14 protein-coding genes are annotated in these 15,462 nt (G+C 68.5%); 6 read left to right on the top strand and 8 right to left on the bottom strand.

The window, feature by feature from the left end; all coding sequences use genetic code 11:
* The first annotated feature begins 150 nt into the window (after nt 1–150).
* From IEY26_RS08815 to IEY26_RS08830, 4 genes are all read left to right on the top strand, one after another.
* On the top strand, nt 151–618 hold the full coding sequence (locus IEY26_RS08815) for a MaoC family dehydratase (RefSeq protein ID WP_188978032.1): 468 nt from the start codon (nt 151–153) through the stop codon (nt 616–618).
* Nucleotides 619–679: 61 nt separating this feature from the next.
* Nucleotides 680–1,339 carry a PH domain-containing protein gene (locus tag IEY26_RS08820; RefSeq protein WP_188978034.1) on the top strand — a complete coding sequence of 220 codons (660 nt, stop codon included), beginning with the start codon at nt 680–682 and terminating at the stop codon, nt 1,337–1,339.
* Nucleotides 1,336–1,941, top strand: coding sequence for a PH domain-containing protein (locus IEY26_RS08825; protein ID WP_188978036.1), 606 nt, complete (start codon nt 1,336–1,338; stop codon nt 1,939–1,941). The genes IEY26_RS08820 and IEY26_RS08825 overlap by 4 nt, the downstream gene beginning before the upstream one ends.
* An 816-nt stretch (nt 1,942–2,757) precedes the next feature.
* Entirely contained in the window at nt 2,758–3,387 is a 630-nt protein-coding gene (locus IEY26_RS08830) for a GNAT family N-acetyltransferase (RefSeq protein WP_188978038.1), read from the top strand.
* A gap of 158 nt (nt 3,388–3,545) precedes the next feature.
* On the opposite strand, the gene IEY26_RS08835 is transcribed toward IEY26_RS08830, so the two are convergent.
* The 4 genes from IEY26_RS08835 to IEY26_RS08850 form a co-directional block, all read right to left on the bottom strand.
* Nucleotides 3,546–5,267: an acyl-CoA carboxylase subunit beta gene (locus IEY26_RS08835; RefSeq protein ID WP_188978040.1), complete on the bottom strand. Its 1,722-nt coding sequence runs from the start codon at nt 5,265–5,267 to the stop codon at nt 3,546–3,548.
* Between the two features lie 45 nt (nt 5,268–5,312).
* On the bottom strand, nt 5,313–6,041 hold the full coding sequence (locus IEY26_RS08840) for a GAF domain-containing protein (protein WP_188978042.1): 729 nt from the start codon (nt 6,039–6,041) through the stop codon (nt 5,313–5,315).
* 108 nt (nt 6,042–6,149) lie between these two features.
* Nucleotides 6,150–7,043 (bottom strand): class 1 fructose-bisphosphatase, encoded by an 894-nt coding sequence (locus IEY26_RS08845; RefSeq protein ID WP_188978043.1) that lies wholly within the window; start codon nt 7,041–7,043, stop codon nt 6,150–6,152.
* The gene (locus tag IEY26_RS08850) at nt 7,040–7,828 is read right to left on the bottom strand and encodes a class I fructose-bisphosphate aldolase (RefSeq protein ID WP_188978045.1); all 789 of its coding nucleotides are present in this window, start codon (nt 7,826–7,828) and stop codon (nt 7,040–7,042) included. Before IEY26_RS08850 ends, IEY26_RS08845 begins: the two co-directional genes overlap by 4 nt.
* A gap of 152 nt (nt 7,829–7,980) precedes the next feature.
* Here IEY26_RS08850 and IEY26_RS08855 point away from each other — a divergent pair, with 152 nt between their 5' ends.
* Nucleotides 7,981–8,838, top strand: coding sequence for a 3-hydroxyacyl-CoA dehydrogenase family protein (locus IEY26_RS08855; RefSeq protein ID WP_188978047.1), 858 nt, complete (start codon nt 7,981–7,983; stop codon nt 8,836–8,838).
* Nucleotides 8,839–9,206: 368 nt separating this feature from the next.
* On the top strand, nt 9,207–9,839 hold the full coding sequence (locus tag IEY26_RS08860; RefSeq protein WP_188978049.1) for a DUF3267 domain-containing protein: 633 nt from the start codon (nt 9,207–9,209) through the stop codon (nt 9,837–9,839).
* Here the strand turns inward: IEY26_RS08860 and IEY26_RS08865 are convergent.
* From IEY26_RS08865 to IEY26_RS08880, 4 genes are all read right to left on the bottom strand, one after another.
* Nucleotides 9,836–11,245, bottom strand: a complete 1,410-nt coding sequence (locus tag IEY26_RS08865) for a hypothetical protein (RefSeq protein WP_188978051.1) — start codon at nt 11,243–11,245, stop codon at nt 9,836–9,838. The two genes, IEY26_RS08860 and IEY26_RS08865, sit on opposite strands and share 4 nt — an antisense overlap.
* Nucleotides 11,246–11,974 (bottom strand): ABC transporter ATP-binding protein, encoded by a 729-nt coding sequence (locus tag IEY26_RS08870; protein WP_188978053.1) that lies wholly within the window; start codon nt 11,972–11,974, stop codon nt 11,246–11,248.
* Nucleotides 11,975–12,117: 143 nt separating this feature from the next.
* On the bottom strand, nt 12,118–14,517 hold the full coding sequence (locus IEY26_RS08875; protein WP_188978055.1) for a heavy metal translocating P-type ATPase: 2,400 nt from the start codon (nt 14,515–14,517) through the stop codon (nt 12,118–12,120).
* Nucleotides 14,514–15,263, bottom strand: a complete 750-nt coding sequence (locus IEY26_RS08880) for a sulfite exporter TauE/SafE family protein (protein ID WP_188978057.1) — start codon at nt 15,261–15,263, stop codon at nt 14,514–14,516. The genes IEY26_RS08875 and IEY26_RS08880 overlap by 4 nt, the downstream gene beginning before the upstream one ends.
* Nucleotides 15,264–15,462: the final 199 nt, after the last annotated feature.

The following is a 15,462-nucleotide window of genomic DNA, read 5'->3' on the forward strand; positions in this document are numbered from 1 at the left end:
CAGCGTGAGGCTGCGTCGCTCCCGTCTACCCGGGCGGTCTGAAAAAGGGGTACGGCCACTCGACAGCGCGCTGTCGGGAATCGGGTCGTGAGCCGCCGATACGCGTGGTCTTTCGTTATCGTTTTGCCGTCGCCGGGAGAGACTCAGGGCGTGACGGGTCTCTACTACGAGGAGTTCGAGGTCGGCGAGACCATCGAACACGAGAAGCGACGCACGGTCTCCGAGGCGGACAATCAGGCGTTCTGCGACATGACGATGAACCAGCAGCCGCTCCACCTCGACGCCGACTTCGCGGCCGACACGCAGTTCGGCGAGCGCCTCGTGAACGGGCTCTACACGATGAGCCTCGCCGTCGGGGTCTCCATCCCCGACACGACCGACGGGACGATTGTCGCGAACCTCTCCTACGACAACGTCGAACACCCGAACCCCGTCTTCCACGGCGACACGCTCCGCGCGCAGTCCACCGTGACCGATAAGCGCGAGACGAGCGACGGCGAGCGCGGCGTCGTGACGATGCACGTCGAAGCCTACAAAGTGAACGGCGACGGCGACGACGAGCTCGTCTGCGAGTTCGACCGCACCGCGCTCAGTCTGAAGCGAGCGAACGCGGAGTGAGGAAGAGACGGAGGGGAAGGGAGGGGCCGGTTTCTTGTGGCGGGCGGCACGAGGGGCGAGTGTGCCCCCTGAATCCACGCTCGACTCCGCCGACCTCGACTGGCTGACGCTCGACGACGGCGAGTCCGTCGTCTGGGCCGGAAACCCCCACGAGAGCAGCATGCTGCCATCCGTCCTCATGGGTCTCCCGCTCTGTCTCGTCCTCGTCGGCTTCGCCGTCATCGCCGAGGCCTACCTCAGCCGGGAGAACACGCAGTTCGTCGTCACCACCGACGCCCTCTACAAGAAGACCGGTATCTTCTCGCGAGACGTCCAGCGCATCGACTTCGAGAAAGTCCAGAACACCTCGTACAGCCAGGGCTTCTTCGGCACGCGCTTCGGCTACGGCGACGTCGACGTCTCCACCGCCGGCGGCTCCGGCGTCGAGATGCGCTTCGGCTCCGTCCCCGACCCGAAGGGCGTGCAGGAGCTCGTCAACAAGCGCGTGAAAGCCGGCCGCCCGAGCGACACGGAGACTGGGGAGTCGAAAGGCGACGTGCTCGACGACATCCTCACCGAACTCCGCGCCATCCGCCACGCCGTCGAGGCCGACGCGAACGCGGACGACGTCGGCGACATCGACAGCGGCGACGTCGACGCCGACGACACCGAGGATGCGGCGGGCCGGGGGAGCGCCGTCACGAGACGCGTGAGCGACGACACCTTCTCCGACGGCCGATGAGCGAGCACGACGAGGGAGGGACAGACGAGACGGAGCGGACGAAGAGCGCGCCGGTCAGCGACGCGATTCCGCTCGGCGACGGCGAGACGGTCGTCTGGGTCGGTCGCCCGCGCTGGACCGTCGCCCTCCCCGCCGTCGCCGTCGGCCTCGTGCTCGCGCTCGCCGCCGGCGTCGTCGCGTGGCGAACCGGATTCTGGCCGCTCTACGCCGTCGTTCCGTTCGGCCTCGCGCTCGCCGGCTGGCGGGAGGTCGCGCGCCGCGGCGTCCAGTACGCCGTCACCGACCGCGCCGTCTACGTCAAACGCGGCGTGCTCGGCCGCCGCGTCACCCAAGTCACCCTCGACACCGTCCAGAACAGCTCGTCCCGGCAGAGCGTGTCCGGCTCGCTCTTCGGCTACGGCACCGTCCACGTCGCCGTCGCCGGCGGCGCGGACCTCGCCTTCGACCGCGTCGACGACCCGTCCGGTGTCCGCCGCCTCCTCGACGACCAACTCCAGCAGACCAGCGGCGAGCTTCCGGGCAGTCTCGACGACTGGCGCGCCGTCCGCGGGGAAGTCCGCGCGCTTCGACGCGCTCTCGCCAACGACGACGGCCAGAGGTAGCGTTCCGCGTCGTCGGTTCCACGCGAAGTCGACCTATCGAGACCGGTCGCCAGCAGTTTCCGCTTCAGCGTTGCAGAACAGCCTGAGAGCGAACACCTACTTGCGGATATAATGACTCACGCCCGGCCATCAATTCAATCAACACCGATACAGTACCGCTACCTCCTCATTTTCCGTGATTCGTATCTCTCCCCCAGAACACCGCCCTGCATCCCAGGTTACCTCCGCAACTGACCCATCGCATTCCACTTCCACAGTGTAGGACTCCTTCCGTGTGGTTTCGTATACCGTCTGATACTCCGCGGTATCGAGTCTAAACGCCTGGCTTTCGAGCACCTCACCACCAGACTGAATCGTGATGATTCCGGAGACTGTGTTGTCGCCATTGTTCCGCAAAGTCAAACTGGAACTGCTATTCGACAAGCTCCCCAAACAACCACTGATCGAGGCCACACCCGCTCCAGCCACTAACCCACCAATATAACGACGACGAGTATGATTCATAACATCACATCGGCTACCCTGGATAAAAATAGAGGTTACTGGGAGTGACTCATTCCATCTCAGCCAGAATTCCTGGTCGGTAAGTGATTTGTTCACTGTATCGAGTAAGGGTTCGTATTATCGGCTGAAGCAGGTGAAGGTTCAAATAGGGAGAGGAGGCCACACAGCGGTATCACCTGACGACCAGCGCGTGCGCGCCAGCGAAATCCGGCGGAACGATGCGCACGCGACGACGCCTGTTCGTTCCGCCTGCACGCCACACACTCTCTCGCTCGGGCAACCTTCTTCGCCGTCGGTCACGCTCTCGGTGGTATGTCGCTCTTCCCCGACCGCGTCGAGACCGAGCGCCTCGACTTCCGCGCCGTCGGCAGTGACGCCGCCGACCTCGACCCGCTCGACTACTACCGTGTCTGCTCCCGCGGCGAACCCGGTATCGAGCGCGTCACCGAGTACATGACGTGGAGCCCGCACGAGACGCCGAAGGAGACGGCTGAGTACCTCGCGCACGCCGCCGAGCAGCGCGAGCAGAACGAGGGGATCACCTACATCATCCGCCCGAAGGAGGACGAGGACGGTGCTGGAGACATCGCGGGGAGCGCGGGCTTCCAGGTCGACTGGGACCGCCGCGTCGCCACGCTCGGGATGTGGCTCCGCAAGCCCTTCTGGGGCCGCGGTTACTCCGGCGAGCGCGCCGAAGCCATGTGCGACGTCGCCTTCGAGACGCTCGACCTCGACGTCGTCGCCGTCACCCACGACCCCGAGAACGAGCCGTCGAAACGCGCCATCGAGAAGTACGTCGACCGCCTCGGCGGCCGCCGCGAGGGCGTGATTCGAAACGACATCGTCATCAGCGGCGACCCTCGGGACTCCGTGCGCTACAGCATCAGCCGAGAGGAGTACGCGGTTCGGAGGCCGCCGAAGGCGGCCGAGAACCGCGATTAACGCGAACGGCAAGCGGAGTGAGCCGTGAGCGAAACGCGGCTCGGAATGAGTGAGCGGAAACGAGCGAGCGAGAGCCGCGGAACAGGCGAGCGGCGACCGACGGGAGCCGTGAGCCCGCGCGACGCGGTAATCTGCGGTCTCCGTCTCGCGCTCCGCGCCTAGATGATGGTGCCGTGTTTCTTGCTCGGGCGGTCTTTCTCGACGTCTTCGTAGAAGGCGAAGCGCGCGGCGAGCTCCTCGCGGAGGTCGGAGGGCGGGACGATGTCGTCGATGACGACGTCGCTCGCCATGCGGTGGACGTCGATGTCTTCGCGGTACTCCTCGCGGAGTTCCTGTTCGCGTTTCGCGCGTTCGTCGGGGTCGTCGATGTCGTTGAGCTTGTTCGCGTAGACGGCGTTGATGGCGGCTTCGGGTCCCATGATGGCGATTTCACCGGAGGGGAGGGCGATGGTGGATTCGGGGTCGTAGGCGGGGCCGGACATCGCGTAGATGCCCGCGCCGTAGGCTTTCCGAACGACGACGCACTGTTTGGGGACGGTCGCCGCGGACGTCGCGTAGATCATCTTCTTCCCCTTCTCGAGGATGGCGTCCTTCTCGACGCCGGAGCCGGCCATGAAGCCGGGGGTGTCGGCGAGGTAGAGGAGGGGGACGTTGTAGGCGTCGCAAGTCCAGACGAATTCGGCGGCCTTTTCGGCGGCGTCGGGGAAGATTGCGCCGGCGCGTTCGGCGGGCTGGTTCGCGACGATACCGACGGGTCGGCCGTCGACGCGTGCGAATCCGGTGAGGATTTCCTTGCCGTACTGGGGTTTGAGCTCGAAGAAGGAGTCGCCGTCGACGACGCGTTCGATGAGGTCGTGCATGTCGTAGCCGCGGTTCGGCTCCTGCGGGACGACTTCGTCGATGCCGCGGGGGGATTTCGCCGGCGCGACCGTCCCGGTCTGCGGGGGTTTCTCGTCGGCGTTATCGGGGAGGTAGCTCGTGAGTTGCGCGACGAGTTCGCGCGCGTGTTCTTCGTCTGTCGCGACGAGGTCGGCGCTCCCGGATTCCCGCGCGTGCATCTGCGCGCCGCCGAGCTCCTGCATGCTGATCTCTTCGCCGGTGACCATCTTCACCATCCGCGGCGAGGCGATGGCCATCGCGCTCATCCCCTCGACCATGATGGTGAAGTCCGCGAACACGGGCGTGTACGCCGCGCCCGCGATGCAGGGACCGTAGAGCACGCATATCTGGGGGACGCGCCCGGAGAGCAGGCTGTGGTTGTAGTAGTACTTCCCGATTCCTTCGCGGTTCGCGAAGAATCCAGACTGCTGGTCGATGCGTCCCCCGGAGGAGTCCATCAGGTAGAGGACGGGCTTCCCGGTCTTCATCGCGCGCTGTTGCATTCGCAGGAATTTCTCGACGCCTTTCGCGGCCATCGATCCCGCCTTAACAGTGAAGTCGTTCGCCATGAAGTGGAGGTCGCGGCCTTCGAAGTCGGCCGCGCCGGTGATGAGGCCGTCGGCAGGGAGGCGGTCGTCGTCGTCGAACGCGGCGAACTTCCCGTCCTCGAACTGCAAGCCGTCCTCCCCGAACCAGAGGTCGAGGCGGTCGCGGACGAAGAGTTTGTCCTGTTCGGCGAGGCGTGCTTTGTACTTCTCGGGGCCGCCGGAGAGGATGTCCTCGATTTCCTCGCGGAGGCGGGCTTCGCGCTCGGTCGGTCCGAGGTCGTCGGCCGCGTCGTCGGCCTCTGAGTCGCCGGATTCCGCGGGTTCGTGGGTGGCGGCTGGCTCGTCGGCGTCGCCGACGTAGACGTCGACGGTGGCTGCGACGTGGTCGGCGATGGCGGCGGCGACCGCGGCGGCCTCTTCGTCGGTGGCGTCCGGGCCGATGCGAACTCTCATAGCCGGCACTACCCGGGGTAGATTTGAAACGGTTTTCCCTTTGGGTTACGCGCGGCCGTAGTCGTCGAGGTGGCGGAGAACTTCGTCCGCGAACCAGGTGAGCGCGTCCGTCTCGTTGTCGCCGAAGGAGCGTTCGCGTTCGTCGAGGACGCAGACCATGCCGACCGCGTGGCCGTCGTCGGTTCGAATCGGCGCGCCGGCGTAGCTCTGTGGTTCGAACGGGAGGTCGAGGCCGGTGACGTCGACCCGGCTGTCGGCGTCGACGTCGTCGATGACGAGCGGGTCGTCGTCTAGGATGCCGTAGGAGCAGGCGGCGACGTCGCGCGGAATCTCCTCGATGCCGAGGCCGTCGTCGGCGAGGACGCGTTCGACGTGCTCGTCGACGACGCCGATGAAGGAGCCGGGGGTTTCGAGTGAGGCGCTGACGGCGACAGTGAGCGCGTTCAGGTGCGCGTTGAGCGTCTGCTCGGTCGTGTCGTAGCGGTGGAGGGCGTCGAGGCGCGCGTTCTCGTCGCGCGGAACCGGATAGGGGAGGGGAGCGTGGCCGGCGGCTTCGCGGACTTCGACGGCGAGGCGCGCGGGCGCGTCGGCTTCGTCCGTGGTCTGCGGGCCTTCGACGGTGGGGACGCCGGTGGGCGACGACGCGTCGTCGTCGGCGACCACGACGTCCGGCGCGTCGTCGACGAGTCGGAACCCGGAGAGCCCCGCGAAGAACTCACGAACCGACGGGTCGGCCGAGCGATAGCGAACGCGAGTGTCGGAAGCTGCCGCCATCCGTTATACTTCAACTGTCGACAGCCGGCTAGAAGAACGTTGTGGCTCCCGGATCGCGGCCCGACCGGGTGCCCGGCGAGAGCCGCCGTCGTCTGGTGGGTCGCAGCGCTACCGGGTGTCGAGCGCGGCTTCGAGGTCGTCGACGAGGCGTTCGTTCCCGAGGTAGACCGGCGTGCGGCCGTGCAGGCCGTCCGGCTCCGTGTCGAGCACGGACTGCGCGCCGTCGCTGGACGCGCCGCCCGCGCAGTGGAGGACGTACGCCATCGGCGCGGCCTCGAACTGGTGGCGGAGTTTCCCCTCCGGGTTCTCGCGGAGGCCCGGGTAGCCGAAGATGCCGCCGTAGGTGAGGACTTGATTCACGTCGGCGAGCATCGCGCCGCCGTACCGGAGTTTCAACTCCTGCTCGACCTCGCGGACGTACCCGGTGAAGTCGTCGGTCCAGTCGGGGACGCGCCCGCCGAAGCCGTAGACGGTCGGGTCGTCGGGGAGCGAGACGGTCCCGACCTCGCGCGGGCCGTCGTCCTCGACGACGTACTCGGTCGTCGTGCCGTCGCGCGCGACCGTGAGCGTTGTGAGCGGGCCGTAGAGGACGAACGCGGACGCGACGAGCGCGCTCCCGGGTGCCGGAAGCGGTTCGTCGTAGACGCCGACGATGGTGCCCATCGGGTTGTTCGACTGGAGGTTCGAGGAGCCGTCGAGCGGGTCGACGGCGACGGAGAGCGCGCCGTCCCCGGTGTCGAGGACGTCCGCGCGCTCCTCGCTCGCGTACTCGCCGACGGCGTCGAGACCTCCGAGGCGGTCTTCGAGGACGTCGTCCGCCCAGACGTCCGCGGCGAGCTGACGCTCCCCGGACTCGTTCGTCTCCTCGGTCTTCACGCGGCGACCGGGGAGGCCTGCGCGGATCTCCGGCGCGACGTCCGCCAGCGTGTCGAAGACCGCGTCGAGGGAGACACGCTGACCCGGCTCGACAGACGGGTCCGTGTCGTTGTCTCGCCCGCTCACAGGTGTTCGAGCGCGGCGTCGACGCTCGCTTCCTCGTAGATGACGGCTTCGAGGGCGTCGAGCATCTTCTCGGGCTCCTCGCGCTGGAAGACGTTCCGGCCGACGGCGAGGCCGACCGCGCCGGCGTCGATGGCGTCTTTCACGGAGGAGAGGAAGGCTTCGTCGCTCGTCTTCGACCCGCCGGACATGACGACTTTCGTCGGGCCGGCGGCGTCGACGGCGTGCGCCATCGCGTCCGGGCTGCCGGGATACTTGACTTTCGCGATGTCCGCGCCGAGCTCGAGGGCCTGACGGGCGGCGTACGCGATAGTGGAGGGGGAGGTGTCGTCTTTGACGCCCTGGCCGCGGGGGTATGACCACATGACGACGGGGAGGTCGTGCTCGCGCGCGTCCTCTTGGATGTCGCGGAACTCCTCGGCCATCTCGACTTCGTGGTTCGACCCGCCGTAGAGCGTGAAGCCGACCGCGCCCGCGCCGACTTCGGCGGCGTAGTCGACGGAGCAGTTCACGGCGGAGTCGGGTTCGCCCATCCAGAGGTTCGACGTGCCGTTGAGCTTGAGGAGGAGGTTCACGTCGGGGTAGTCGTCCGCGTAGGCCTCCGCGATGCCCTTCTGGACGGCGAACGCGGTGACGGCGTCGTGCGTGGCGACGTCCCAGACCCGCTCGGGGTCCATCGTCTCCGGGACGTCCTCGAAGTCCACCGGGCCGTGTTCGAGGCCGTGGTCGTACGCGAGGATGAGTACTTTGCCGTCGCGGGAGAGGTCGCTGTCGTCGAAGGGGCGCATCAGTTAGCCGTTCGTCGAGGCGGTATAATAAGGTAACCGAAGCGCCGCAGACGCGCGCCTCGCGCCGCGAAACGCCCGATTTACTACGAGCGTTGTTCTCGACTGCGGGGGGTTCCGGCAGGTTTACCTCTGAACCGCCGGCACGTTCACGTATGCGTGGACTCGACGATATCGAGACCGTCGGCGTCGTTGGTGCCGGCACGATGGGGAGCGGAATCGCACAGGTCGCCGCGCAGGCGGGCTACGACGTCGTCATGCGCGACATCGAACAGGAGTTCGTCGACAAGGGCTTCGACACCATCGAGGATTCCCTCGCGCGCTTCGTGAAGAAGGACGAGCTCACCGAGGGGGAGGCCGACGAGGTCGTCGACGCCATCGAGGGGACGACGAGCCTCGACGCGCTCGCCGACTGCGACCTCGTCGTCGAAGCCGCTTCCGAGAACATGGAGGTCAAACAGTCCATCTTCCAGGACCTCGACGAAACCGTCCCGGAGGACGTCGTGCTCGCGACGAACACCTCCACCCTGTCCATCACGACCATCGCGTCAGCGACGGAGCGCGAGGACCTCATCGTCGGCCTCCACTTCATGAACCCCGTGCCCGTGATGAAGGGCGTCGAACTCGTCGTCGGCGAGAAAACCGACCAAGCCGTCGTCGACCTCGCACACGACTTCGCCGAGGGGCTCGGGAAGGAGACGTGGGAGTCCGACGACAAACCCGGCTTCGTCACGAACCGCATCCTCATGCCGTGGATCAACGAGGGCATCCGCGCGTTCGACGAGGGCGTCGCCTCCAAGGACGACATTGACAAGGGCATGACGCTCGGTACGAACGTCCCGATGGGGCCGCTGACGCTCGCCGACCACATCGGCCTCGACATCTGCCTCGACGCCTCCGAGACCCTCCACGACGAACTCGGCGACCGCTACAAGCCCGCCTACCTCCTCAAACGCAAAGTCGACGCCGGCGACCTCGGCAAGAAGACCGGGAGAGGGTTCTACGAGTATTAACGCGGTTCGGAGCGAGGCCGCGAAGCGGCCGAGCGAGAACCGCGATTAACGCGAGCGGGAGCGACTGTAAGGAGCGACACGCGAGCAACGTCGTTCGGAGGGCGCGCCGAAGTCCACACGAGCGGAGCGAGTGTGGGCAAGGAGGAGCTTGCTCCGACTGAGGCGCGACTGAGAACCGCGATTAACGCGAGCGGGGAGCAACGCGACCCGTGAGCCCGCGCGACGTGGGGAGTGGATTCGCCGACGGCGCGGGTGAGAGCTTCGAAACCGGCTCGCCGACGACGCTCACTCCGAAACGCGGTTCGGAGCGAGCCGTGGGGCGGCCTTCATCTTCTTGTCGTCGGGCGTCGTCGAGTCGGCCGTGAGTCATGTCTGAGTCTGAGACGGAGCGGGTGCCGGCGTCGCCGGCGGGGTATGGGCCGGCGCAGCCGGTGCGGCTGCCGGCGCTGGTGGTGAACGTCGTGGCGCTGGTGGCTGGGTTCGCGGCGTTCGTGGTGTTCGGGGCGGTGAACGGGCTGGTCCGTGGGCCGCGGGCGTTCGACGGGCTGGTGGTGGTGTCGGAGACGGCGACGAGTATCGGGGTGACGGTGAACGCGTTCGTGGTCGGCGGGGCGGTGCTCGTGGCGTTGGTGGTGACGATCGTGCTGCACGAGGCCGTGCACGGCCTCGTGCTCGGGTACTTCGGGTACGACGTCTCCTACGGGGCGGCGTCGCACGTCGGGGGGTTCTACGCGGCGGCGTTCGGGCAGTACGTCTCGCGGGCGGAGACGGTGTGGGTGCTCGTCGCGCCGCTGATCGTCCTCGACGTGCTCGGTCTCGGGTTGTTGCTCGCCGCGCCGAACGCGCTCGTGGCGTTGTTCGCGTGGATGGTTCTGACACTGAACACTGGCGGGGCGGCGGCGGACCTCTGGAGCCTCGCGTTCGTCCAGAAACTCCCGGCGGACGTCGTGTTCTGCGACGTCGACCTCCGGCACTCCTACTGGTTCGAGTCGGCGGATTAGGCGCGGAGTTCCTGCCGCCAGCGGGGGATGGCGCGCTGGAAGGCGAGGTGGCCGCCGGCGGCGAGGACGACGGCCCAGCCGGCGTAGGCGAACGCGGCGACGGGGGTGACGTCGAAGGCGATGGAGGCGACGAGCGGGGGGACGAGGCCGACGATGATTCCGCCGGTGTAGAGCGCGAAGACGAGCGTGTCGAAGAGGAGTTCGTTGGGGTCGAAGCCGGCGACGTAGACGGTGAGGCCGAAGAGGTAGAGGCCGGTGCCACAGAGGATGGCGAGGCCGGCGACGGCGTCGGCGTGCGTCGCGCCGAGGAGGACGACGGCCGCGGCGTAGAGGAGGAGGGCGACGGGGCCGCCGACGACGAGGAAGCCCTGGCGTTTGGCGCGGAAGAGGTCCCGTACTCTGGTCGGGTAGAGGAGGTAGAAGTCCATGTCGTCGTACTGGGTGAGCCAGTTGTAGGTGGTGAAGGCGGTGAGGGAGAGGATCGCGCCGAAGGCAACACCAGGAGTAGGGCGGACGCCGACGAGGGCGTCGACGAGGTCGACGAGGTAGTAGGCGACGGCGAAGACGATGCCGGCTGTGAGGCCGACCTTCCAGAATCCGCCGGCGGACCGCGCGACGTCGAGGAGCGTCTTCACGAGGAGGGAATCGGCGTCGGGGATACGGTCCTTCCAGGTGTAGTAGGCGCTTTCGGCGGTCCGTGCGGGGCGGACGTATTCGGTGTCGTAGGTGCCGACGCCGATGGCGGCGAGCGCGCCGATGGAGAGGAGCGTGCCGAGCGCGGACGCGAGGCCGGGAGTCTCGTAGAGGGCGATCGGCGTGTAGTCGAGGACGGGGACGCCGGCGGCGACGGCGAGGCCGAGGAGGACGGCGACGAGGCCGGCGGCGAGTTTCCCGCGGCGGCCGTGCGTGGAGGCGGCGATGAGCGCGAGCGTCGCGGCCGCGCCGAGCGTGAACGTGCAGACGAGCGTCGCCCAGAGCCACGGGAGCGCGGCGACGCCGAGCGCGGGCGCGAGCGCGACCGTGACGGGGGCGAGGAAGAGCGCGGCGTAGTAGACGGCGTCTTTCGCGAGGAAGACGGCGAGGAGGCGGCGCTGGCTGACGGGGAGCGTGCGGGACGTGAAGACGAGGAGGGTGACGTCGCCGAGGAGGTCGCGCATCGCGTCGCGCGTGACGAAGCCGACCGCGCCGGTCTGCAGGCCGAAGAGCGCGACGAGCGCGTGCACGCCGAGCACGAGGCTACCCGTGCTCGTTCCCGTTCGCGTGAGCGCCCAGACGGTGAGGCCGCCGACGAGCGCGACGAAGACGGGGAACGCGGCGAAGCGCGCGCCGCCGAAGAGGTTCGCGTGCAGCCGCCACTCCTCGCGGAGCATCCCCTGGAAGTACGTCCACGCGTCGGAGCCGGACATCTAAGCCTCCATCGCCGCGGCGTCGACGTCTTCGAGGAACAGGTCGAGCAGGCTCTCCCCCTCGTCGAGGTCGCTCGGCCGCCGCGTCGCGACGAGCTCGCCGCCGGAGAGCACGCCGACGCGCGTGCAGAGGTCCTCGGCGACGTCGATGTCGTGCGTCGAGAGGAAGACCGTGTTCCCGGCCTCGGTGTAGTCGGTGAGGAAGGCCTTGAAGCGCTCCTGGACTATCGGGTCGAGGTTCACGAGCGGCTCGTCGATGAAGACGAGGCCGGGGTCGTGGAGGAACGCCTGCGTGATCATCACCTTCTGTTGCTGGCCGCGCGAGAGGTCGGTGGAGAGCGTGTCGAGTTTCTCCGCGAACCCGAGTCTGTCCGCCCACGTCTCGGTCGCCTCGGCGACCCTCGACTCGTCGAGGTCGCGGACGTCGCCGACGAACTGGAAGTACTCCCGCGGCGTGAGGAAGCTCGGCGGGGACTCCTGCTCGGGGAGGATGCCGATGCGCTCGCGGACGTCGAGCGGGTGTTCGACGGGGTCCGCGCCCGCCACCTCGGCGGTGCCGCCGTCCGGCGTGAGCTGGCCGGTGAGGATCTTTATCGTCGTCGTCTTCCCCGCGCCGTTCGGCCCGAGGAAGCCGAAGAGCTCGCCGTCTGCGACGGAGAGAGAGAGGTCGGCGAGCGCCGTCACGTCGCCGTACGACCGCCGGAGGTCCCGCACGTCGAGAGCCGTCATTACCCGACACGTCGAGTGACTCCCCCTTAGAAGTACCCGCCGTGACGGGGTTCGACCGGCGGCACCGCGAGCGCGCCACGGAGAGCGTGCACCGCCGTAGAGGCCATTCCGGTGCGGGGCGGCGCGCCGACTTCGGCCGGGCGTTAGTCGCGACTGGAGTTGAGGACGACGATGATGCTGGAGCCGGCCATGGCGACGGCGGCCCAGAGCGGGTTGATGAGGCCGGCGACGGCGAGCGGGAGGGTGATGACGTTGTAGCCGAGCGCCCAGACGATGTTGGAGCGGACGCGTTCTTTGACGGTTTCGGCGTGGTCGAAGAGGCGTTCGACGCCGGCGAGGCCGCCGTCCACGATGGTCGCGTCGGCGGCTTCGGAGGCGAGTTCGGTCCCGGACGCGAAGGCGATGCCGAGGTCGGCGGCGGCGAGCGCGGGGGCGTCGTTCGTGCCGTCGCCGACGAAGGCGACCGCGCCGTGTTTCGCGCGGAGGCGTTCGACGACGGCGGCTTTGGCTTCGGGGAGGACGCCGGTGAAGACGTCCGCGATGGCGGGGTGGTCGTCGAAGGCGGCGAGGGAGGTCTGGTCGTCGCCGGTGACGACGACGACGGGGCGGTCGGACCCGCGGTGGCCCGAGTCGGTAGATGAATCACTGCCGCCGGACGCGGTCGCGAAGCGCTCGACGGCGTCCTGCCAGCCGTCGCGCGGCGTGTCGCTGACGGTGAGGACACCCCGGACTTCCCCGCCCCAGCCGACGACGGAGGCGAGCCCGCCGGCGTCGACGGCGGCGTCAATGGCCTCTGAATACTCCGCGGGGAGCGTCCAGTCGTCGCCGAAGAGCGCGGGGTGGCCGACGAGGACGCGGTGGCCGTCGACGACTGCTTCCGCGCCGCGGGGGTGTTCGGTGAACTCGGAGGGCTCGGGGAGGGCGTCGTCGATGCCTCGCGCTTCGGCGGCGTCGACGGTGGCGTCGGCGATGGGGTGGCTGGCGTCGCGTTCGACGGCGGCGGCGTACCGGAGGACGCGCTCGGGGTCAGCGGCGGCGACGTCGGTGACGGTCATCTCGCCGGTCGTGAGGGTGCCGGTCTTGTCGAGGGCGACGACGTCGACGTCGGGGAGGGATTCGATGGCGGGGGCGTGGGTGACGACGATGCCGTCTTCGGCGGCGCGGTCGACGCCGGCGGCGACGGCGAGCGGGGTCGCGAGTCCGAAGGAGCAGGGACAGGAGACGACGAGGACGCTGACGCCCGTGACGACGGCCTGTTCGACGGAGCCGGCGTAGAGGAACCAGCCGGCGGCGGTGAGGGCGGCGAGGCCGAGAACGAACGGAACGAAGAGGGCGGCGACGGTGTCGGCGAGGCGTTGCGCGCGGGTGTTACTGGATTGGAGGTTCCAGAGCTGGCCGAGGAGCCGGTCGTAGGTGCTGGTGGCGTCGGGGCCGGCGCGGACGACGAGGCGACCGTCAGTCGGGACGGTCCCGCCGACGACGTCGTCGCCGGGGGAGACGGCGCGCGGCGCGGCCTCACCGGTGAGGAGGGATTCGTCGACGGCGGCGTCACCGTCGACGACTTCGCCGTCGAGGGGGATGCGGTCGCCGCGTTTGACGACGAACTCGTCGCCGGGTTCCACGGATTCGAGGTCGACGGCGTGGGTGCCGGCGCGGTCGCGGACGGTGACTTCTCGGACTCGCCCGAAGTCGAGGTCGCCGAGGCGGCCGACGGCGCGGCGTTTCACGCGGGTTTCGAGGAAGTCGCCGAGGGTGACGACGCCGACGATGGCGGTGGAGACGTCGAAGTAGACTTCGGTGCCGCCGGCGGCGACGACGAGCATGGAGTAGCCCCAGGCGGCGAGCGCGCCGCCGGCGATGAGGACGTCCATGTTCGGTCTCCCCGAGCTGAGGCTGACGTACGCGCCGCGGAGGATGGGGAAGCCGACGACGAAGAGCGCGAACGTGCTGACGATGGGCATCGGGAGGAAGACCATCAGGCGGGTGGCGGACTCCCGGAGGAAGGAGTCGGGGTAGATGCCGAGGTAGGACGGGTAGAGGAAGAAGGCGTAGAGCGTCATGACGACCATCATCGAACCGAGGCCGAGGACGGTGCGGATCTCGTCGCGGCCGAAGCGCTCCTCCTCGCTCGCGTCCGTGCCGACGTCGGGAACCGCGGCGCGGTAGCCCATGCGCTTCACGAGGTCGGGGAGGTCGGCCTCGTCGAGCGCCGAGTCGTCGTAGTCGACTTTCAGCATCTCGGTGGCGTAGGAGGCGTCGGCGGCGTAGACGCCGTCGTGGTCGGCGGCGGTCGCTTCGACGAACGCCTCGCAGGCCGTGCAGTGCATCCCGTCGACGCTCAGGAAGGCCGTGTCCGCGTCCTCCGGAACGTCCGCGTCGTCAGCGGGCGCTGCGATGTCCTCCCCGTCGACTGCGTCGGGGTCGACGTCGCCGAGGGCGCGGTAGACTGAAAGGCAGCCGCGACAGCAGAACGCGCCGTCGACGTCCGGGTCCGTGATCGGCGGGTCGGGCGTGTCGAGGTCGCAGAGTGTGCAGGTGGTCATAGCGGTGAGTACGGGAGCGGAATCATCGGAACGGGGACGCCGAGGAGGCGGAACCCCATGAGGAGCGGGACGAACGCGAGCAGGACGAAGACGACGCCGAGCGCGCGCTCGACGGCCTGTCGGCGCGTCGCGGAGACGGTGCCCATCACGGTGCCGAGGAGGAACATCGCGGGAATCGTGCCGACGCCGAGCACGGCGAGGTTCAACGCGCCCGCCGCGGGGTCGCCCTGCGCGAACGCGTAGACGAACGCCGGGTAGAGGAGCGGGCAGGGGAGGACGGCGTGAACCGTCCCGAGGAGCGCGATTTTCGGGCTGTCGACGAAGTCGTCCATGCGTTCGACCGCCCAGCCGGAGACGCGCGAGAAGAGCGCGCCGCCCGGCCCCTCCGGGAGGAGGGAGTGGGCGCTCCCGCCGGCGACGCGGACGACGCCGACGGCGAGGATGAAGCCGCCGACGAGCACGCCGAAGACGCCCCTGATGGTGTCGCCGAGCGCCGCGTAGCCCGCGGCGACGTACACGGCGCTCCCGAGGAAGCCCATGAGCGCGCCGACGGCGGCGTAACTCGCGGTGCGCCCGAGGTTGAAGAGCGCGTGCTGGCGGAGTTCGAACCACGTCGGCGGCCCCGAATCAGTCGACATTCGCCCCGCGTACGTCGACACGAGCGGGCCGCACATCCCGAGGCAGTGCGCGCCCCCGAGCAGGCCGACGACGAAGAACGCGGCGAGTTCGAGTGGCTGACCTGGCATGGTGAGAGCGGCCGCGCGCCGACGGCCGACTAGTAGTCGGAATTCGGTGAGACGGCCGTTTACCCGTGTCGGTCTCGATACGCCCCCGGTTCGACAGACGGAGCAGGATGCGGCGTCGACGAGTGGGCGTCGACGGCGCGTGGGGGCGCGGTGTCTCACGAACTATGCCAACAGTGAAGTGTGATTCCGACGGAGTTTC

Origin of the sequence: Halocalculus aciditolerans, from assembly GCF_014647475.1 — an archaeon.
Classification (GTDB): domain Archaea; phylum Halobacteriota; class Halobacteria; order Halobacteriales; family Halobacteriaceae; genus Halocalculus; species Halocalculus aciditolerans.